The sequence below is a fragment of the Vibrio sp. E14 genome (assembly GCF_020515785.1).
Lineage (GTDB): Bacteria > Pseudomonadota > Gammaproteobacteria > Enterobacterales > Vibrionaceae > Vibrio > Vibrio diabolicus.
Genome location: NZ_JAHPJI010000008.1, coordinates 53,206 through 74,232, shown reverse-complemented (window position 1 = coordinate 74,232; position 21,027 = coordinate 53,206). Strand labels below are relative to the sequence as shown.

The 21,027-nt window shown below is 45.0% G+C and carries 20 protein-coding genes; 16 read left to right on the top strand and 4 right to left on the bottom strand.

The window, feature by feature from the left end; all coding sequences use genetic code 11:
* The first annotated feature begins 240 nt into the window (after positions 1–240).
* Positions 241–549 (top strand): DUF3622 domain-containing protein, encoded by a 309-nt coding sequence (locus tag LIX84_RS18970; protein ID WP_005391432.1) that lies wholly within the window; start codon positions 241–243, stop codon positions 547–549.
* A 90-nt stretch (positions 550–639) separates the two neighbouring features.
* Here the strand turns inward: LIX84_RS18970 and LIX84_RS18965 are convergent, their stop codons facing one another.
* The 3 genes from LIX84_RS18965 to LIX84_RS18955 form a co-directional block, all read right to left on the bottom strand.
* Positions 640–1,083 (bottom strand): DNA-directed RNA polymerase subunit beta, encoded by a 444-nt coding sequence (locus LIX84_RS18965; protein ID WP_226421967.1) that lies wholly within the window; start codon positions 1,081–1,083, stop codon positions 640–642.
* Positions 1,084–1,201: 118 nt separating this feature from the next.
* Positions 1,202–3,388: a TonB-dependent receptor domain-containing protein gene (locus tag LIX84_RS18960; protein WP_226421966.1), complete on the bottom strand. Its 2,187-nt coding sequence runs from the start codon at positions 3,386–3,388 to the stop codon at positions 1,202–1,204.
* Between the two features lie 264 nt (positions 3,389–3,652).
* Positions 3,653–4,720 carry a succinylglutamate desuccinylase/aspartoacylase family protein gene (locus tag LIX84_RS18955; protein ID WP_005391426.1) on the bottom strand — a complete coding sequence of 356 codons (1,068 nt, stop codon included), beginning with the start codon at positions 4,718–4,720 and terminating at the stop codon, positions 3,653–3,655.
* Positions 4,721–5,049: 329 nt separating this feature from the next.
* Here LIX84_RS18955 and LIX84_RS18950 point away from each other — a divergent pair, with 329 nt between their 5' ends.
* The gene (locus LIX84_RS18950) at positions 5,050–5,589 is read left to right on the top strand and encodes a DUF3332 domain-containing protein (protein WP_047010162.1); all 540 of its coding nucleotides are present in this window, start codon (positions 5,050–5,052) and stop codon (positions 5,587–5,589) included.
* A 62-nt stretch (positions 5,590–5,651) separates the two neighbouring features.
* On the opposite strand, the gene LIX84_RS18945 is transcribed toward LIX84_RS18950, so the two are convergent.
* Positions 5,652–7,124 (bottom strand): aminoacyl-histidine dipeptidase, encoded by a 1,473-nt coding sequence (locus LIX84_RS18945; RefSeq protein WP_226421965.1) that lies wholly within the window; start codon positions 7,122–7,124, stop codon positions 5,652–5,654.
* A gap of 1,026 nt (positions 7,125–8,150) precedes the next feature.
* On the opposite strand from LIX84_RS18945, the gene LIX84_RS18940 reads away from it, so the two are divergent.
* The 14 genes from LIX84_RS18940 (at position 8,151) to pgpA (ending at position 21,027) form a co-directional block, all read left to right on the top strand.
* The gene (locus tag LIX84_RS18940; protein WP_006741838.1) at positions 8,151–9,440 is read left to right on the top strand and encodes an NCS2 family permease; all 1,290 of its coding nucleotides are present in this window, start codon (positions 8,151–8,153) and stop codon (positions 9,438–9,440) included.
* 264 nt (positions 9,441–9,704) lie between these two features.
* Positions 9,705–10,169 carry an oxytetracycline resistance phosphoribosyltransferase domain-containing protein Tet(34) gene (gene tet(34) / locus LIX84_RS18935; protein WP_005391418.1) on the top strand — a complete coding sequence of 155 codons (465 nt, stop codon included), beginning with the start codon at positions 9,705–9,707 and terminating at the stop codon, positions 10,167–10,169.
* 91 nt (positions 10,170–10,260) lie between these two features.
* On the top strand, positions 10,261–11,508 hold the full coding sequence (gene frsA / locus LIX84_RS18930) for an esterase FrsA (protein ID WP_005391416.1): 1,248 nt from the start codon (positions 10,261–10,263) through the stop codon (positions 11,506–11,508).
* 115 nt (positions 11,509–11,623) lie between these two features.
* Positions 11,624–12,013 (top strand): sigma factor-binding protein Crl, encoded by a 390-nt coding sequence (gene crl, locus LIX84_RS18925; protein WP_005391414.1) that lies wholly within the window; start codon positions 11,624–11,626, stop codon positions 12,011–12,013.
* 121 nt (positions 12,014–12,134) lie between these two features.
* On the top strand, positions 12,135–13,274 hold the full coding sequence (proB, locus tag LIX84_RS18920; RefSeq protein WP_053808734.1) for a glutamate 5-kinase: 1,140 nt from the start codon (positions 12,135–12,137) through the stop codon (positions 13,272–13,274).
* 17 nt (positions 13,275–13,291) lie between these two features.
* Positions 13,292–14,542 carry a glutamate-5-semialdehyde dehydrogenase gene (locus LIX84_RS18915; RefSeq protein WP_226421964.1) on the top strand — a complete coding sequence of 417 codons (1,251 nt, stop codon included), beginning with the start codon at positions 13,292–13,294 and terminating at the stop codon, positions 14,540–14,542.
* 206 nt (positions 14,543–14,748) lie between these two features.
* Positions 14,749–15,198, top strand: a complete 450-nt coding sequence (nrdR, locus tag LIX84_RS18910; protein ID WP_005381578.1) for a transcriptional regulator NrdR — start codon at positions 14,749–14,751, stop codon at positions 15,196–15,198.
* 7 nt (positions 15,199–15,205) lie between these two features.
* Entirely contained in the window at positions 15,206–16,333 is a 1,128-nt protein-coding gene (gene ribD / locus LIX84_RS18905; protein WP_170903088.1) for a bifunctional diaminohydroxyphosphoribosylaminopyrimidine deaminase/5-amino-6-(5-phosphoribosylamino)uracil reductase RibD, read from the top strand.
* Positions 16,334–16,341: 8 nt separating this feature from the next.
* Positions 16,342–16,995: a riboflavin synthase gene (locus LIX84_RS18900; RefSeq protein ID WP_005381574.1), complete on the top strand. Its 654-nt coding sequence runs from the start codon at positions 16,342–16,344 to the stop codon at positions 16,993–16,995.
* Positions 16,996–17,168: 173 nt separating this feature from the next.
* Complete coding sequence (gene ribBA / locus LIX84_RS18895) at positions 17,169–18,278, top strand: bifunctional 3,4-dihydroxy-2-butanone-4-phosphate synthase/GTP cyclohydrolase II (protein WP_005381573.1); 1,110 nt, start codon at positions 17,169–17,171, stop codon at positions 18,276–18,278.
* A 169-nt stretch (positions 18,279–18,447) separates the two neighbouring features.
* Positions 18,448–18,918 carry a 6,7-dimethyl-8-ribityllumazine synthase gene (ribH, locus tag LIX84_RS18890; RefSeq protein WP_005381572.1) on the top strand — a complete coding sequence of 157 codons (471 nt, stop codon included), beginning with the start codon at positions 18,448–18,450 and terminating at the stop codon, positions 18,916–18,918.
* Complete coding sequence (gene nusB / locus LIX84_RS18885) at positions 18,918–19,385, top strand: transcription antitermination factor NusB (protein WP_005381571.1); 468 nt, start codon at positions 18,918–18,920, stop codon at positions 19,383–19,385. The genes ribH and nusB overlap by 1 nt, the downstream gene beginning before the upstream one ends.
* A gap of 78 nt (positions 19,386–19,463) precedes the next feature.
* Positions 19,464–20,429 carry a thiamine-phosphate kinase gene (gene thiL, locus LIX84_RS18880; protein WP_193447840.1) on the top strand — a complete coding sequence of 322 codons (966 nt, stop codon included), beginning with the start codon at positions 19,464–19,466 and terminating at the stop codon, positions 20,427–20,429.
* Between the two features lie 91 nt (positions 20,430–20,520).
* A complete protein-coding gene (gene pgpA / locus LIX84_RS18875; RefSeq protein WP_104974415.1) occupies positions 20,521–21,027 on the top strand; it encodes a phosphatidylglycerophosphatase A in 507 nt (168 codons plus the stop codon).

Sequence of the window (21,027 nt, the reverse complement as noted above, 5' to 3'; positions counted from 1 at the left end):
CTTTTTTCTTATCACTCTTTTTTCTTTGTCGCTCTTTCTAGTGACTGGGCGAAACGTTGCTTTGTTCTGCCTCTTCTTTGTCATCTATTATCTCGCGTAAAAAACTTGCAGCGTTTAGATTACTTTTATGCTCTAATACCGCGCTTACCAAGGGATGGTGTTAAACAGCTCAGCTTAGATGGAGTTATCAAGTTGACCGAATCCCTGATTGATCCCTAAATCCCTTAGGAAATGAAAGAAATGTCTAAGAATCCAAAATTTGCTATCCGCGTCACTGAAAAACGTAACGGCTGGAGCGCAGAAATCACTCGCCAAGTGACATCTCGTAAGACTGTAGTATCAAAGCGTGAAACTGGCTTTGACAGCGAAGAGAAAGCACAAGCTTGGGCTGAACAAGAACTGGCTGGTTTTATCCAAAACCAAGTGGTTCGTAACGAGCGTAAAGCAGCGCAACGTCAAGAGCGTGAAGCAGAACAATTAGCGGCAAAAGTTCGTAAAGAAGAAGCCCGCAAAGCACGTGACGCTGAAGTAGACGCTGACGAAGAATAGATTCAAGTCGGTGAGATGGTGACGTCACCCATCAAACAAAAAGTGAAAATGCCCTGAGCTTTGTCTCAGGGCATTTTTTATTGTATCGACTTAAAAACAATCCGAAGATACTGACAGACTAAACGTACCGTCTTCAGGGGCTGAAAATTGTTTATTGCCAGGAAGAAGGTGAGGGTTATTAGCATAAGTGCGATGTGTTGACTTACCCTTTGCCGAGTGCCTCTCTGGTAAATCAAAGTGTTGCAATCCGTCAGATAGATCGTTTGCTTCACCGTAGTCGAAATGTGTTGCGACGTCCTTGGGCTGCTTGGCGTAACGACAGTGATCCGGCTTGCCATCTTCGTGCCAAGTTAACGCGTTTGCTTTGGCGTCTAGATTCAGATTATTTGTTGTTGGTTGTGCGTAATGATCCTCAATAACTTGGTGCTGACTCTGCTCTTGTAAGTAGTCAGCAATGCTCTCGGAAGTCTGTGCCAGGCTTTGACTTGCTGGAACGAAGCAAGCAAGAAGAAACAGTGTTTTTAAGTTGTTCATAGTGTGTATGCAAGCAAAAAGAAATGATAGTACTGGTAAATAAAACGGTGTGCAATTATGTCCGTTGGACACGATATAGCAGGGCAGTTAATGTCTGCCCTGCATCTTTTAGGTATGGTTAGTATTGATAAGTGAGATGCAGTTTGACTTCGCGACCAGGCGAAGGCACGCCATTAGATAGGTATGCTTCGTAGTAACGATCGGTTAAGTTTTTCACAACAGCGCCAACACTCAAGCCTTCGATTTGTTGTATTTCCCAAACCACGTAAGCGTTTTGTAGCGTGTATTGCTCACTTGGCGATTTCACTTTTAAATTGTTACCGCTTGCCTTGGTTTTGGTTTGCGCATCATACCAACGGACTTCCCAGCCCGTACGTAAACCCGGAATCCATTCGTAACCTAAACCCAGATTAATGTTTAATGGTGGCACATCAGGGTGATCATCATCTGAACCTGTAGAGTCAGATAAACTGCCTTTGTTTTTGCCGCGAATGTAACTTGCTGAGAAATTACTGTAGAAATCTTCAATCCGGTATTGTGAAATTAGCTCAAAGCCGTAGTTTTTAAAGCCATCTAGGTTTGTATTCCAGCTTTGTAACTCAGTAGTATTTGTGTCGAGGTTTTCGCCCGTTCGTATATCAACCGTGTCGCTAACATCGTTATAGAATAAAGTTAACTCTGTTGCGAGGTTATCGCGAGTATTCACCAGCCCTTCCGTTAAGTTGATAACGCTTGCTTGATAAGCATGGATACGAGACACGTCCAGATTCAAAGCAGTAGCCGTAGCGGTAGCTCGTGCATATTGCACTGAGTAGATGTTATCAACGGTTGGTGCTTTTAAAGCGTAGGCGTAGGAGGCGTTTAAACGCGTATTATTGGTCGCATTAAAGTCGATATCCAAACGTGGGCTAAAGCCTTTATGCGTCGTTTCACCGTAGTCATGTCCGGCAGCTGGATCATTATAATCCGGCGCGGCGTTCCCTTTTCCTTCACTCTTGATGTATTCGTAACGCAGAGAAGGTGTGATGGTTAGACGGTCTGTTGCTTGATAGTGATCAGCAATGTAAGCAGCATAAATTGACTGAGTGCCAGATGGTTCGTAGTAAGGGGTATACCAACCGTAGTTTTTGGCTTCATTACTGTCGTATGATGCGTTGAATACTAATGAGTCTCTATCGGTTTTTTGATATTGAAGCCCTGTCACTAGAGTGTGGTCTCCGAACTGCGCTTGGTTAAACACATCAGCATAGTCACGCTCGTAACTCAACCAAGACTCGTGACCGTAACTGCCAACAGAAACGAACATTTTCTCGAATGCCACGTCAGGGCGAACCCAGTGACGATCGTTTTCAGAACGTGCCATTTTGATATTGAAATCAATATACGGGTTAGTCGGCATGTAGTGGTAAGAGATGGTCGTGGTGTTATCCGTGTATTTATTATCGACGGTGTATGCGTATTTGGCTTTTTCTAATGAGCCGTATTTCTTGATGTTGTACTCAGTGATGTTAGGCATTTTTCCGCGGCGGTTAGCCCAAGGTTTACGACCTTCATCTTTGTAGCGAGTGTGGCTAATTTCAAACTCGTGATCGTTGTTTTCATAACCGACTTTTACGAGCATGTTTTCTTGCTCATAACCTGAGTAATCCAGCGTTTCACCACCACCGACTTTAATGTCATCAGAATCTTTTACCGAGCCATTCGCTAGAAAATAAAAACCAGTATCGTTTTTACCATAGAGTGTTAGCGTGTAGGCATTCTCATTGCCGTTGGTGTTGTATGCACTTGAGATGCGAGCATCAAAGTTTCTGTCGCCGTAAAGGAGATCATCGACACTTTTGGTTTTAATACGAATGGAGCCACCAAACTTTCCGTTGAGTGCTCGATAGTCGTGCGCGCCCTTGATAATTTCTGCTTCACCAATCAAGAACGGATCAAAAAAGAAAGTTCCGTAGCGGTATTGTTGAAAGCCAATTGGAGCGCCATCGACAAATACGGCGATATCGCTTGGATCATCAAAACCACGAATATTAATACGTTCGCCGCCGGAACGGCCGCCGCCATCTAATGATGCGCCCGGAACAGCATCGATCATTGAGGCAAAATTGGAGTACTGTTGCTCGTCAATCTCTGACCAATTAATGGTGGTTTGCGCAGGCTCTGCAATGGTAATAGGTTTGGCATAACGCACACCGATGACTTCAAGCTCTTCATTTGGCGTTGTCTCGGCATATGAATAAAGAGGGAAGAGCAAAGTCAGTGAAATGAGATTTACTTTGAATGGATGACTTTTTAATCGTTTCATATTGATGATTTATAGTGTTTTTATGAAGCTCGGATTATAAGAACATTATTACGATTAATAAATGATAATGAGATTAATTATCAAATGTGTTTTTGCGATGGCTTGTAAAGTTTTTTATCCATTCGTGGAAACTACGATGAGTATCGTTAGCTTACAGAAAACAAAAAGCCCAGCATCATGGACGCTGAGCTCATTGGCTTTTAAACAAGATGGTGCGAGCACTGTTGCTCCTTTCGAGCTAATCAAGTGCGTACTTGGTAGGAATTACTGAGTTTCTAACGGGATCTGTCCGGTAGTCAGTGGCTCGACATCGAACTCGGTCAGTCCTTCAATGTAACTTTCAACGGCTTGTTCTACCGAATCATCACCTTGGTTGAAGTAAGCAAGGTGGAAGATCGCATCGCCTTCATTAACCAGTGGCAAAGTTTGTTGACCGATCACCAAGCCACGCTTAGGCGCTTTGAGCTCTACCTCATCATGTCCAAGAGGAGAGCTGATATAGGCGAGCGTTTCACCTTGTTCTACTTTGTCTCCCAGATTAACGACAGTACGCAAAATACCGTTACCAGACGCACGAACCCAGCTGGTGGACTTCGCTATGATAGGCTCAGGCAGCTTTTTTCGGCTAGCGCGCAACATGCCAATGGCTTGCATTACGCGCCGAACCCCGAGTACACCAGCGCTGATTGACAATGGATCAAAACGCAATGCTTCGCCAGCCTCGTAGGTGAGCACGGGGATATCACATTTTTCTGCCTCACTGCGTAAAGAGCCATCACGCAATGCTGAATCAACAATCACTGGCGTCGCAAACGCCTGAGCAATACGCAGAGTTTCTGGGTTGCTTAAGTTTGCGCGAATCTGTGGCAAGTTCGTGCGGTGAATGGCCCCGGTGTGCAGATCCAAAATGTAGTCACAACGCTTGGCAATGTTGTTAAAGAACCCGTGTGCCATTCGAGACGCAAGCGCGCCTTTTTCACTGCCAGGAAAACAACGGTTGAGATCTCGTCGATCGGGCAAGTAACGTGATTTATGGATGAAACCAAACACGTTAACAATAGGTACCGCAATGACAGTGCCTTTCAGTTTTTGTGGATCCAGTTGGTTAATGATCTGACGAACGATTTCTACGCCATTAAGCTCATCACCATGGATAGCAGCATTCACCATTAGCACAGGCCCTTCTTGTTTCCCATGGATGATTTCCACGGGAATAGATAAAGGCGAATGTGTGTATAGCTTCGCTGCTTCAAATTCGATCTCTAATCGTTGTCCTGGTTGTATTTGATGCCCTAAGAGCTCAAACACTTTGCTTTTTTTACTTCTGGCCATAAACCATCTCTGTCAAATGCGTTATCAGCAATGTAACAATTGCTGCAAAATCGCACTAATCATTCTCATTAAGGACACGACAAATTACTTTAATCGTCATGCGCGAAATCTCAGCATGTGTGACGTTTTTGTTTTCAATATGATCTTTTATATCAGTTTAATACATAACGAGAGGTACAGAAGGAAGAGCAATCATAGGCTTAAAAAATGTGACTGTATTAAAAATAATACTGATAATGAGGGACAAAAAAACGAACTTTTAACCCTACTTTTTATCCGATAATATCCGCGCCGAATTTGAGGTCTAACATTTCTAACTAGAGGTTTTGATGAAAAAGGCAATTGCTAAAATTGGTGCATTGACTGCTGTAGCAGTTTCACTTTCAGGTTGCGTTGGCAGTAATGCCGTGACAGGTTATGTCATGGGGTTTAACTTGAAAGCTGTAGATAACCGTTACGCTCGAGGTGGTCTAAACATGCTTTTAGCACCTGTTTATGGTGTCGCAATCGCAGCGGACTACATCGTGTTTAACTCTCTAGAGTTTTGGACGGGTAAGAACCCTTTAAATGGTAAGCCACATATCTTCGATACAAAGATGGATACTTACATCGATGTAAACCACCAGTTAGATAAATCGTTAACGACGGCGCCAATTGCACCGTTAGCGAATAACCGTGTTATTGAGCAGGGTCGAATGCAGCAAATCGATGAGAATACTGTTCAAATGGATATTACTTACAATAACGGCGAGAAGGCGACACTCATGGGTGTGCGCGATGGTGAGTTTGTCACTTACTACATTGATGGCGAAGTCGTTGCACAAACCTCAATGGATGAGCTAGCTGCTTATACGCAAAATCGCGTGTAATTTGGTCCAGCCAAACAAAAAAGGGTGCCGTAAAGCACCCTTTGTCGTTTTTCGTGGTTGAATTACGCTTTCTCTGGAATTGCCTCTAGAAGCGCTACCATTTGGTCCCAGTACAGCTGAACGGTATCAATCTTCACTTTCTCATCTGGTGAGTGAGGGAATTTAATTGTTGGACCGAAAGACACCATATCCATGTGTGGGTATGGTTCTTTAAATAGGCCACACTCAAGACCAGCATGGATGACCATGATGTTCGGCTTATGACCGTAAATGCCTTCATACATATCACGGAAAATTGCCATGATTTCGGAATCTGCATCTGGCTTCCAGCCAGGGTAAGCACCTGAGAACTGAATTTGTGCGCCTGCTAATTCAGCAATTGAACGTAGCATACTCTCAACTTGGCTGCGGCCAGAGTCAATCAAAGAGCGAATCAGACACAGAACTGTCACCTTGTTTTCTTCAGTAGTGATCACGCCAACGTTCAGTGACGTTTCGACCACACCTTCAATTTCGTCGCTCATGCGCATGACGCCATTTGGGCATGCGTTAAGTGCGGCAATGAAGCGTTGCTGATCGGCGATTGAAAATACTTGCGCGTCAGTAGCGAGCAATTCATTAAAGGTTACGATACCTGTTTCGATTTTACCCAGTTCAGTTTTAAGCAGCTCAGTGTAGTGGTTGAACAGCTCAGCAAGCTTGTCTTGGTTTTCAGCAGGAAGCGCGACAGTGACAAAAGCTTCGCGAGGGATTGCATTACGTAAGCTACCACCACGGAATTCTACCAAACGTAAATCAAGCTCTTGCGCATGACCCGCGAGGAAACGACCAAGTAATTTGTTGGCATTGCCGCGACCTGTGTGAATGTCACAACCTGAGTGACCACCTTTTAGGCCTTTCAGCGTCAGTTGGCGTGTTACGAAACCTGCAGGTGTTGCTTCTCGAGAAATATCGAAAGTCATGGTGCCATCAACACCACCGGCGCAACCCATGTAGACTTCGCCTTCTTGTTCAGAGTCTGTGTTGAGAAGAATCTCACCTTCTAACCAACCAGCCTCAAGACCAAATGCGCCAGTCATGCCTGCTTCTTCATCAATCGTAAGCAGAACTTCGATTGGGCCGTGCTTAATGTCTTTAGATGCCAATACAGCAAGGCAAGAAGCCATACCAATCCCGTTATCTGCACCAAGCGTAATGCCTTTCGCCGTTACCCATTCGCCATCGATGTAAGGTTGGATTGGATCTTTGGTGAAGTCGTGTTCGGTGTCTTCGTTTTTCTGCGGCACCATGTCGATGTGTGCTTGAAGTACAACAGCCTTCTTATTTTCCATTCCAGGTGTCGCGGGCTTTTTGATGAACACGTTACCGGTTGGATCACGGCGAACGTCAAAGCCTTGCTCTGTTGCCCAGTTGATAATGTACTGTGCTAATGCTTCTTCATGTTTAGATGGGTGAGGGATAGAACAAATCTTATCGAAAAACTGCCAAAGTGGAGCAGGTGATAAGGTACTGATCTCAGAATGGAACTCAGACACGGAGGACTCCTTTTGATGTGCTTTGCCAAATATATACCGTAAAAATATTGTCGAGATAGCATTAAATGCTAGACGATTTGGCCTTCAAATTGCCGTTTAGCATACCACCAGATAAGGAGTACGAGTAGTCGCGTGCACAAGGATTTCTCTCAGAACTGTCACAGTTTGTGAACACAATAACAGGCACTATGTGTTCTTTATCATACATTCTGAAAGTGGCTTTATTTTTTAATTCACAAAACTGTAATTTAATTACATTTAAACTTTGATAAAGGTCAATTTATACATTTTTTGTGATTTTAATCACTAAAATGCTTGTAACTAAATTTCTTTGTGGTATATTTGTAACCAGCTTCTGAGAGAAGAATGAAATGCTCAAAGGATGAGTCCGTTTTATCGCCTCCAAGGAACCGAGAAATCAACGAATGTTTAATTGATTTAAAAGGTGATAGTTATGAAAGGTTTACCAAGTACAATGTTCTGGAATAGCAAGTCTGTTTACACCGGCAACTTTGTATACCCAACAAGCTTTGGCTACTAAGTGAAGTCAACGCATGTGACTCGAACAGTTTGTTCACCCCTATAAATTGGAATTTTTTTTCAGTGATAGTGCTGACATGATTCGCCGCCACCCAAATTGGGTGGCGTTTTTTTATCTCCACTTTCTCTTTCTGACACATTTTCTGCCATCAAGGCTAGATTCTATTCTCCGTTCTTTAGTTTTATCGACTTCCCCGTCAAATCCACCTAGATATGACGCTTAAAACGCCCAGTTTCTATTTGAAAGTTTAGTACATTGTTCAGTTTTTATTCTGTTGTTGGGTTCTGAACGATAATTATTAATTGTTGTTTTATAAGAATATATTTCCTTTTTTGCTTTTAAGAATTAGCGAATGGGTTTCATATCCAAAGAAAAAAATCGCATTAGAGTGAAGATTCTATCTAGAATTTGCTATTTGATAACTTTATAATTCCCGCCAATCGATTACGCAACCGTTTACTTTTTTACCTTTACAGGATTCGATCATGCTCGAGAGGCTTTTTAAGCTCAGTGACAATGGCACAAATGTGCGCACTGAGATCATTGCAGGTGTTACCACCTTCCTAACTATGGCTTACATTATTTTTGTAAACCCAGCGATCCTGTCGGATACCGGTATGGACCGTGGTGCCATTTTTGTTGCAACTTGTCTTGCGGCCGCTATCGGCTGTTTCATCATGGGATTTGTTGCCAACTACCCAATTGCACAAGCACCAGGAATGGGGCTGAACGCATTTTTCACTTACTCTGTTGTGTTGGGAATGGGCTATACGTGGCAAGTTGCGTTAGCGGCGGTGTTTGTTTCAGGCCTGCTGTTTATTCTTTTGAGTATATTTAAGATCCGTGAGTGGATTATTAACTCGATCCCGCATTCTCTTCGAACTGGTATTTCAGCCGGTATCGGTCTTTTCTTAGCATTTATCGCATTAAAAAATGCAGGCATCGTCGTTGATAACCCTGCGACATTAGTTTCTATGGGAGACATCACATCATTGCCATCTGTATTGGCTGCAATTGGTTTCTTCCTTACTATCGCGCTTGTTCACCGTGGTGTGAAAGGTGCGGTGATGATCGCCATTCTTGGTGTTACAGCGCTTGGCCTTCTATTTGGTGATGTGCAGTGGAGCGGCATTATGTCTACGCCACCAAGCATTGCACCCACTTTCATGCAACTGGATTTCTCTGGCTTGTTTGAAGTTGGCATGATTTCCGTTGTGTTCGCTTTCCTATTTGTCGATTTGTTTGATACCGCAGGTACGCTAGTTGGTGTTTCTCAAAAAGCAGGCCTCACGGATGAGAATGGCAACATCCCGCGTTTAAACAAAGCGTTACTTGCAGACTCAACGGCAACGTCAGTAGGTGCATTACTCGGTACCTCAAACACCACATCTTACATTGAGAGTGTTTCTGGTGTGGCGGCTGGTGGTCGTACTGGTCTAACAGCAGTGGTTGTTGGTGTGCTCTTCCTACTTGCTCTGTTGTTTTCACCACTAGCAGGAATGATCCCAGCTTACGCAACATCGGGCGCTCTGTTCTATGTCGCGATTTTGATGCTGTCTGGGCTGGTAAGCATTGATTGGCGTGACCTAACGGAAGCATCACCAGTTGTTGTGACTTGTTTGGTAATGCCATTAACGTTCTCGATTGCAGAGGGTATTACGTTAGGCTTTATCGCGTACTCGGCGATCAAATTATTCAGCGGCAAGGGCCGTGAAGTGTCGATGAGTGTGTGGGTGATGTCTGCCATCTTCATCGTCAAATACCTCGTCGGTTAATTTCTCGAGCAAAAAGCCAGTGTGGATTTATTCACGCTGGCTTTTTCTATTTTCACGTTGTTCACTTAAGACGGTTTTTCTGCGGAATAGGCAGAGAATTTTGATATCACCGTTGGTATTAGCGGTGTGTTTCGGTAGAATAATCGTTTGCGCAGCTTGAAATCCTCATCTCCATACGTTTTGGAGAGGTCAGTGAGCATTCCGCTTTTGAGTGAGTTCGCTAGATTTTGAGGATGCATATTTTCAAATTATTAGGTTATTACAATGAGTAAAAAATTCATTATCACTTGGGATGCAATGCAGACTTACTGCCGTGAACTGGCTGAAAAACAAATGCCAGCTGAGCAATGGAAAGGGATTTGGGCGGTAAGCCGCGGTGGTTTGGTTCCCGGCGCTATCTTGGCTCGTGAACTGGGTATTCGTTACGTTGATACAATCTGTATTTCAAGCTACGACCATGATCATCAGCGCGATATGACGGTACTAAAAGCACCTGAAGGCGATGGTGAAGGTTACCTAATCGTTGAAGACCTAGTAGACAGTGGTGATACGGCGCGCAAACTACGTGAGATGTATCCAAAAGCGAAGATGATCGCTGTGTGTGCGAAACCTTCAGGCAAAGCGTTGCTAGATGATTATGTGGTAGATATCGCGCAAGACACTTGGATTGAACAACCTTGGGACATGTCAATCCAGTATGCTGAGCCTGTAAACCGCAAGCAAAAATAAACGCTATTAAAGAATATTGAGAAATGCCCCTGTATAGGGGCATTTTTTTTATTATCATAACAACTCATGCTAATAGCCTAAGGTTCTTCCTATGTCTGAAGACGTCAGTAAAAATCTTTCCGAAACTTTGTTCGTGAAACATAAGCAAGCAAAAGAAACCTCTGCGCTTACCCAGTACATGCCGACCAGTCAAAAAATACTTGATGAGCGAGAGGCGCAGGGAGATCGTGCTTGGTATCGTCATTTGCGCCGCTTGCAATGGGCTTGGCAAGGGTTGTCTCCGATAGAGATGGAAGGTGTGCTTTCTAAAATCGCTTCTTCTTCCCACTCTCGAACCAATGATGATTGGTTAGACACCGTAATGGGGTACCACAACGGCAACTGGACATTTGAGTGGATTAAGCTCGGCATGGAGCATCAGAAGCGTTCAAATGAAATGCAAGGTGAGGAGGCCGCCGATGAACTCTTCACTGCATCTCTATGTTTTAGTATCGCAGGCTACCCACATCTGAAGAATGATAATTTGGCCTTGCAGGCTCAAGTGCTGGCAAACAAAGCGTATTCTGACGGCGCAGAGAAGACCAAGTACACCATCAAGCAAATTGAAGTGCCTTACCAAAATCGCAAAATCATCGCGAACCTTCATTTGCCAAGAACCGACAAACAACTGCCTGTGGTGATGGTGAGCGCTGGTCTCGATACGTTACAAACCGACATGTGGCGTTTGTTCCGCAATCATCTTGCACCACGAGATATTGCGATGTTGACGGTTGACATGCCTTCGGTAGGGCACAGTTCTCACTGGCCTTTGACTGAGAACTCAAGCTGTCTGCACCAAGCGGTACTAAATGAGCTGTATTCATTGCCTTGGGTGGATCATCACAAAGTGGGGTTAGTTGGATTTCGTTTTGGTGGTAATGCCATGATCCGACTCTCTTTTGTTGAGCAAGAGAAGATCAAAGCTTGTGTAGCCCTCGGCGCACCCGTACATGATATTTTTACTTCCCCTGAGAAGCTGCAAAAAATGCCGAAGATGTATCTGGATCTGTTGGCTTCTCGCTTAGGGAAAAGCGCGGTTGATATTAATAGCATGGCGGGCCAGATGATGGCCTGGTCATTGAAGGTTCAGGGCTTCTTGAGTAGTAGAAAAACCAAAGTACCTATTTTAGCTTTGAGCCTTGAAGGCGATCCGGTGTCTCCACACAGTGATAACCAACTCGTCGCGCTGTTTAGCCAGTATGGCAGAGCGAAAAAAATCAGTTCCAAAACGATTACAAAAGGATATGAGCAATCCCTCGATTTAGCTATAAAGTGGCTAGAAGATGAATTATTAGGGTGACAATTCTCCTAAATTAGTTAAGAGTGATATATCTGAGCAAAAAATAAGCTCATGATAATTAAAAATAATAATCATTCTTGGGTGTTTACTTTTAACTATGAAAACGGAGATTCATATGTCAGAGACGACTCAAGGCCCGACTCACTTTCGCTTGATGTCAAAGTTGAAGGCGATAGGGCCTTACCTGCGCGAACCACAATCGCAAGAAGGGCGCTATTATTTTGATTGTCTATCTGTTTGTGTAGACGACAAAAAATCGCCTGAAAAGCGTGAATTTTGGGGCTGGTGGATGGATTTGGAATCCATCGAAGGAGGCTTTACTGCCAAATATCATATCGGCAAGTACAACAAAGAAGGGCAATGGGTATCTGAAGCCCTGCCTAAAAAAGCGGTAGAGGAAGTGTATCTGACGCAGAGCACATTCCATCAAAAGCTGGTTGATACTTTAGAAGAACACTTCAAATTAGAAGTCGAATATCACACGGAGTCTTTCGATTTCGCTTAATTTGGTTGTTTTCATTTAATACCAAACAAAAAGGTGCGAAAACGCACCTTTTCTCTTGTTAATTCCCTATTTGATTGTTAAAACATCCTCTCTTTATTTGTTTTTCACTTCAGAAGACATCATGACAACGAATCAACAAAATGCAGTTGTTTCACAACCACAAACTGTCGTTGTGAAACTGGGTACAAGTGTGCTGACAGGCGGCACTCTGGCACTCGACCGTGCTCACATGGTTGAGTTAGCGCGCCAGTGTGCTGAGCTTAAAAAACAAGGCCATTCAGTGGTAATGGTTTCGTCTGGTGCTATTGCAGCAGGCCGTGAGCATCTTGGTTACCCCGCATTGCCCAACGAGATGGCGAGTAAACAATTACTTGCGGCGGTAGGGCAAAGTCGCTTGATTCAAACATGGGAGTCTTTGTTTGGTATTTACGGTATCAAGATCGGCCAAATGCTACTAACTCGTGCTGATTTAGAAGATCGCGAGCGATTCTTAAACGCACGTGACACCATCAATTCGCTCGTTGCGAACGATATTATTCCTATCGTAAACGAAAATGATGCCGTTGCGACCAGTGAGATTAAAGTGGGCGATAACGACAACCTTTCCGCTTTGGTGGGCATTTTGTGTGGCGCAGATAAGCTCTTGCTTTTAACTGACCAAAAAGGTCTGTTTACTGCTGACCCTCGTAAAGACCCAAATGCAGAGTTGATCAAGGAAGTAAAAACCATCGACGATACGCTGCGTAAAATCGCAGGAGGAAGTGGTACAACATTGGGTACTGGCGGTATGGCAACGAAGCTGCAAGCCGCAGACATCGCTCGCCGCGCTGGTATCGAGGTTATTATTGCTGCCGGTAGTGCACCGAATGTTATCTTTGACTCTTTGAGCGCAGAGCCACAAGGCACACGCTTCCTACCTTGCGCTGAAGCTTTAGAAAACCGTAAACGCTGGATTCTGGCGGGACCTGCGGCATCGGGCGACATCATTATTGATGACGGTGCGGTAAATGCTGTGGTCGGTAAGGGCAGTAGCCTACTTGCTAAAGGGGTAATCAAAGTAAGTGGTGACTTTGCACGAGGCGAAGTGGCGCGTGTAACAAATTCTCACGGTAAGTTGGTGGCTCGTGGCATCAGCGCCTACTCAAGTGATGACCTAACTAAAATTACGGGTAAGCACAGTAAAGATATCATCTCTATTTTGGGGCATGATTATGGCTCTGAGGTGATTCATCGCGATGATTTGGTCGTCATTCAGGAATAGAATTAGAGGGAAGCAAAGTGGATTTAACGAATATGGGTAAAGCTGCGAAAGATGCAGCTTTCGAATTAGCGACAGCGTCAACTGCGCAAAAGAGCCAAGCTTTAGCGATCATCGCTGATGAGCTGGAAGCAAACTCCGCTGCTATTTTGGCGGCAAACGCTAAAGACATCGAACTTGGCCGTGAAGCGGGTTTAACCGATGCACTGCTTGATCGCCTTTTGCTGAATGAAGAACGATTGACTGCAATTGCTAATGATGTTCGCAACGTTATTAGCTTGAACGATCCTGTAGGCAGCGAAATCGACAGTAAGGTACTGGAAAATGGGATGTCATTGTCTCGTCGCCGCGTACCACTGGGTGTTGTGGGCGTAATTTATGAAGCGCGTCCTAACGTGACTATTGATATTGCGGCGCTGTGCTTGAAAACCGGCAACGCAAGCATTTTGCGTGGCGGCAAAGAGACATTTTTCTCGAATATGGAATTAGTGAAGGTTATTCAGTCTGCGCTAGCAAAGGCGAACCTTCCTGCCGCTTCGGTTCAGTACATTGAAAAGCCAGATCGTGAGCTAGTCTCTCAACTGCTTAAACTGGACGATTACGTCGACATGATCATTCCACGCGGTGGTGCTGGCCTACACAAAATGTGTAAAGAAAACAGCACGATTCCGGTGATTATTGGCGGCTTTGGTATCAGCCATATCTTTGTCGACGAATCCGCTGATCTAGAGAAGTCCCTGAATGTGGTTGAGAACTCTAAAGTTCAACGTCCATCTGCGTGTAACTCACTAGATACGCTGCTCGTGCATGAAAAAATTGCAGCACAGTTTCTGCCAATGATCGTTGAGCGTATGGACGAAAAAGTGACGTTCGTGGCAGAGCCAAAAGCAAAAGAACTCATGGAGCAAGCGAAACAAGTTCGCGATGCTGTTGAAGGTGACTTTGATACGGAATGGTTGAGCTACACCCTTGGTGTAAAAGTCGTGTCTGATGTGAAAGATGCAATTGATCATATGCGTGTTCATAACGCGAGCCACTCAGATGCGATCATGACCAATAGTTTGGAAAACTCAGAACTGTTCATCAATTCTGCCGGTTCGGCGGCGGTTTATGTGAATGCTTCAACGCGCTTTACAGACGGTGCGCAATTTGGCCTTGGCGCAGAAGTCGCAGTATCCACGCAAAAGCTACATGCACGCGGTCCGATGGGCTTAGAAGAGCTAACTAGCTACAAGTGGGTTGGTAAAGCGAACTACTTAGCACGCAGTTAACACATTCGACGAGATCTTGAGTGAAAAAGGGGCCTTTGCGCCCCTTTTTGTTTTGTCTAACATACCAATTCCGCTACACTACATGAGCTTTTATTTCGGTTTGAAAGCGTTATACCCAAATAGCTTTAATAGAGTCCGTATAACCATGAACGTGTGGTTATTCGTGATTGCTCATGAGGTTATTTTGGTATAGATATGGAGGTGATATGCATTGTCCTTTTTGTTCCGAGAACGATACCAAAGTTATTGATTCCCGATTAGTGGCTGATGGCCATCAAGTTCGACGTCGCCGTCAGTGCTTGGCGTGTAGCGAGCGTTTTACTACGTTTGAAAGCGCAGAGTTAGTGATGCCTAAAGTGATCAAATCGAATGGCAACCGTGAACCATTTGATGAAGATAAAATGGTTGGCGGTATTCAGCGCGCATTAGAGAAACGCCCAGTGAGTGCTGATTCTATAGAGTTAGCGATCAGCATGATCAAATCACAACTGCGTGCGACGGGTGAACGAGAGGTTCCGAGTGAAATGATTGGTAATTTAGTCATGGACCAACTCAAAGAGCTCGACAAGGTCGCTTATATCCGTTTCGCCTCAGTTTACCGCAGCTTTGAAGACATTCGCGAGTTTGGCGAAGAGATTGCCCGCCTAGAAGACTGAGTAGCTCATGACTCAACACACTCCTGAAAGAGCGTTTTCTGATTTAGATTTCGCCATGATGTCACGAGCTATTAAGTTAGCGAGACGTGGCATTTATACCACCGCCCCAAATCCAAATGTGGGGTGCGTCATCGTTCGTGATGAAGAAATTGTTGGTGAGGGCTATCACCACCGCGCTGGTGAGCCGCATGCCGAAGTGCACGCGATGCGCATGGCGGGTGAAAAAGCAGTTGGTGCAACCGCTTATGTGACGCTCGAACCTTGCTCTCATTACGGCCGTACACCGCCATGTGCTGAAGGGCTAATCAAAGCCAAAGTGGCACGTGTGGTTTGCGCAATGGTAGACCCAAACCCTAAAGTTGCGGGGCGGGGCATCCAGATGTTGCGTGATGCCGGAATTGAAGTACAAATCGGCTTGTTAGAGCAAGATGCCCTTGCCCTTAACCCTGGTTTTATAAAGTACATGCGTACAGGTATGCCGTTTGTTCAATTAAAAATGGCAGCCAGTTTGGATGGGCAAAGCGCACTCAGCAATGGGCAGAGCCAATGGATCACCTCCCCAGCGGCCCGCCAAGATGTGCAGCGTTATCGAGCGATGAGTGGTGGCATTCTCTCTACCAGCAAAACGGTGATTGATGATAATGCTTCACTCAATGTGCGTTGGGATGACTTACCTACCAGTGTTCAAGCGCAGTATTTACGAGAAGAACTTCGTCAACCAGTACGTGTAATCTTAGACCGTCAGAACCATTTAACGGATGCGCTCAAGCTGTTCCACACCGATGGAGAGCGAGTTATTGTTAGCCCAGATGGAGAATGTATCCCTCTATTGGACAGAGCTGACCAAATTGACTTATCAACGACATTAAAACGTATCTCGGATGAGCACCACATCAATCACTTATGGGTTGAAGCTGGAGCAACGCTAGCCAGCGCGATGATAAAGGCTAATCTTGTAGATGAGCTCATTGTTTACCTTGCGCCAAAACTTATGGGCAGCGATGGTCGGGGGCTTATCGGTGCTTTAGGGTTAAGCGCTATGGCTGACGTTATAGATTTAAACATTACAGACGTTCGTATGGTTGGGGTAGACATTCGCATCACCGCCACCATAAAACGTAATGAAATTAGATAAGAAATAGTATGTTTACAGGAATAGTAGAAGCAGTTGGCAAGTTAGCTGCGATTACGCCGAAGGGCGAAGACATCACCGTCACGGTTGAAACGGGTACGCTTGATATGTCAGACGTTAAGTTAGGCGATAGCATTGCGACCAATGGTGTTTGCTTAACGGTAGTTGACTTCGGAAGCCACTATTACAGTGCTGATCTGTCATTAGAAACCTTGAAGAAAACTGGGTTTGCTGAATACCAAGTAGGCGATAAGGTGAATCTAGAAAAAGCCATGTTGCCAACAACGAGATTGGGTGGACATATCGTTTCTGGCCATGTCGATGGGGTTGGTGAAATTGTCGAACGCAATTCAGTTGGCCGTGCGATAGAGTTTTGGGTTGCAATGCCTGCGGAAATTAGCAAGTACGTTGCAGAGAAAGGCTCGATTACTGTTGATGGTATTAGCCTAACCGTCAACGACTTACGTAAAAATGCTTTTAAGCTGACGATCGTTCCTCATACGAGTGAAGAAACTACGATTGACCAGTTTCAAGTGGGGCGCAAAGTCAACTTAGAAGTTGATGTACTTGCGCGTTATATGGAGCGTTTACTGCAAGGACAACAAGAAGATAAGGCCGAGTCTCGTATCACGATGGACTTTTTACAGCAAAACGGTTTTGCATAAGTCTTGGGAGTGGCTGCGTGAGGCATGCGATAAAGAGCAGACTCACAGAACACCGCGAGATTCATTGACTTGCTTAATGCAAAGCTCAAACTATTGACCTAACTAGCATTCACTGCAACGTGATTTTTCATTGCTGTCGCAATAACAAATTTAGAATAACGGGATAACAGACTATGCCAATCAGTACGCCACAAGAAATTATTGATGATATTCGCGCAGGCAAAATGGTCATCCTAATGGATGATGAAGACCGCGAGAATGAAGGTGACTTGATCATGGCTGCCGAGCATATTACGCCGGAAGCCATCAACTTTATGGCAACCTATGGCCGTGGCCTGATTTGTTTAACCATGACCAAAGATCGTTGCGAAAGCCTAGGTCTGCCACCAATGGTGCAAGACAATAATGCGCAATACACAACCAACTTTACCGTTTCTATTGAGGCGGCAGAAGGGGTAACGACGGGTATTTCAGCCGCGGATCGCGCACGTACCGTTCAAGCAGCAGTCGCGCCAAACGCTAAAGCTGCGGATTTGGTGCAGCCTGGTCACATCTTCCCTCTCGCAGCTCAAGACGGCGGTGTACTGACTCGCGCAGGTCACACTGAAGCTGGCTGTGATTTGGCTCGTCTTGCTGGTTTAGAGCCAGCATCGGTGATTGTTGAGATCTTAAATGACGACGGCACCATGGCTCGTCGCCCAGATCTAGAGATCTTTGCAGAGAAGCACGGTATTAAATTGGGCACTATTGCCGACCTAATTGAGTACCGCAATAACACTGAGACAACGATTGAACGTGTGGCTGAGTGCAAGTTACCGACAGAGTTTGGTGAGTTCACGTTAGTCACGTACAAAGACACCATTGATAACCAAGTGCACTACGCAATGTGCAAGGGCGATTTGAAAGAAAAAGCGCCACTGGTTCGCGTACATCTTCAAGACGTTTTTACCGACTTACTACGTAGCGATCGTAATGCAGAGCGCAGCTGGACACTAGATAAGGCCATGAAACGCATTGGCGAAGAGGGCGGTGTGCTGGTTGTTCTTGGCCATGAAGAATCGACCGATCTACTTATTCATCGTGTGAAGATGTTTGAAGCGCAAGACAAAGGTGAAGCACCAACGCTTGCTAAGAAACAAGGCACGTCTCGCCGTGTTGGTGTGGGGTCACAGATTCTTGCGGATCTCGGTGTACATGATATGCGCCTTTTGTCATCGACCAACAAAAAGTACCACGCGTTAGGTGGTTTTGGTCTGAACGTTGTTGAGTACGTCTGCGAGTAACAACCGAACAATAAGTTCCTAGTCTTTGACGTGCTTAACTCGTCAATGGCTAGGAACCGGTGATTTGCCTCCAATTTCCATTAGATATTGCTCACAAATTTGTGCTAGAATCCGGCGATTCTCACTTGATGAACATATTTCACTTATAAATAGAGTTAAAGGAAAGCTTATGAAAGTGATCGAGGGTGGCTTCCCAGCGCCAAATGCAAAAATTGCTATCGTTATTTCTCGTTTCAACAGTTTTATTAACGAAAGCCTACTTTCTGGTGCGATCGATACACTAAAGCGTCACGGACAAGTAAGCGAAGACAACATCACGGTTGTGCGTTGTCCAGGTGCCGTAGAACTACCTCTAGTAGCTCAGCGTGTTGCTAAAACTGGCAAATTCGACGCTATTGTTTCTCTAGGGTCTGTTATTCGCGGTGGAACGCCTCACTTTGACTATGTTTGTAGTGAAATGAACAAAGGTCTAGCACAAGTGTCTATGGAATTCAGCATTCCAGTAGCATTTGGTGTTTTGACTGTTGATACGATCGATCAAGCGATTGAACGCGCAGGAACCAAGGCTGGTAATAAAGGTGCAGAGGCTGCACTAAGCGCACTTGAAATGATTAATGTACTATCTGAAATTGATTCCTAATGGGGGCCAGTGTGAAACCAGCCGCACGTCGTAACGCACGTCAATTCGCTCTACAGGCGATCTACTCATGGCAAATTACTAAAGAGAATGTTGCCAAGATTGAAGAACAGTTTTTGTCTGGCGACAAATACGATGAAGAAGAACTTCATGCATCTGAGCCAGCGCTTGCTGCTCCAGAGACAGACGTAGCTTACTTCCGTGAACTATTAAGCGGTGTTGTACTTAGCCACGCTGAGCTAGATAGCAAAATTCGTCCATACATCTCTCGTCCTATGCAGGATTTAGATATGATGGAACTTGCTCTTCTTCGCCTTGCTATGTACGAGATGACTCGTCGCGAAGATGTTCCTTACAAAGTTGTTATCAATGAAGCGATTGAACTTGCAAAAGTTTTCGCAGCAGAAGATAGCCACAAGTTTGTGAATGGTGTACTTGATAAAGCAGCACCTCACATTCGTAAGAAATAACGATTTCTTCAATGAAAAGGTCAGCACATGCTGACCTTTTTTGTATCAAAAGCTTTTACATCAAAAAGTAAGTGAATTATGTCTGGTGAATTTAATCTGATAGACAAGTATTTCGTCGGTCGTCAGAGCCAACGTAAAGATGTCCATCTAGCCGCTGGTGATGATTGCGCTTTGGTCAAAGCGCCAGCTAATGTTCAGATTGCGATTAGCACGGATACATTGGTAGCTGGAACGCATTTCTTAGCCGACGCGAACCCAGCATGGGTCGCACACAAAGCATTGGCTTCTAACATCAGTGATTTGGCTGCGATGGGCGCAACGCCTGCGTGGGTGAGCTTCGCATTAACGATGCCTGAGCCAGATGAAGAATGGCTTGCACCTTTCTGTGATGCATTTTTTGAACTGGCTGATTACTATGGTATTCAGTTAATTGGCGGTGACACAACCAAAGGACCTTTGTGCTTAACGCTGACGGTGCAAGGTTTTGTGCCTGAAGGTAAAGCACTCACACGTTCCGGAGCAAAGCCAGGGGACTGGGTGTACGTAACAGGGAACCTTGGCGATGCCAAAGCTGGCTTGGATGTGATTCTAGATGGTTCTCTACGCAGCAGGGCAGGTGCGGAAGCACTAGAGCGAGCTCATTACCTCAGTTCTCCGCGTGTGCTTGCTGGACAAGCTCTGATTGGCTTAGCCTCTTCGGCGATAGATATTTCAGATGGTTTAATCTCTGATATTAAGCACATTTTACAGCGATCTCAGGTTGGGGTGAGTATTGATGTCTCTCAGCTACCGATCTCTTCAGAATTAGTCCAGTTTTTAGATGATAAGATCAGCGCGCAGCAGTATGCTTTAGCAAGTGGCGAAGAGTACGAATTGTGTTTTACCGTGCCGGAGCAAAATCGAGGCTCGTTACAAAGCGCTTTATCTCATACTGGCTGTAAGGTCACATGTATTGGTCAAATCCGACCAAATGGAACCTTCGAGCTGCATGATAACAATCAACCACTTGATTGGGACTTAAGTGGCTTCGACCACTTTAAATGATCTGAGCTAAGCTCTAGCCAAGAGCCTGTTACCATTGAGCAACTCGCAGGCGTGACGATTGAAACCAAACTAGCAGTATAGGTTTAAGGATATGACCAACCCTCTTTCTCTGATTTCATTAAAGAACCCGTGGCATCTATTGGCGACGGGTTTTGGCAGTGGATTATCCCCGTTTATCCCAGGAACAATGGGGACACTGGCGGCCGTGCCCTTTTTTTTGTTGTTGGCGCAATTGCCATTTTCGGCGTACGTCATTGTTGTTCTGATTTCGTGTGTGATCGGTATTCAAATCTGCCAAGTGACGTCAGCAGACATGAAAGTACATGATCATGGTTCAATCGTATGGGATGAATTTGCGGGTTTTTGGATTACGATGGGCATCGTCCCTGCGTTAAATATTCCTCTCACTGAGTGGAAGTGGTTGCTCACTGGTTTCATCTTGTTCCGTTTTTTCGACATGGTAAAACCGTGGCCAATTGGGTGGCTAGATAAGCGAGTTCACGGTGGGCTGGGTATTATGGTTGATGATATCGTGGCGGGAATTATGGCTGGTGTTGCCCTGTTTCTAGTCGCAAAATATGCGGGCTGGATGAACTAA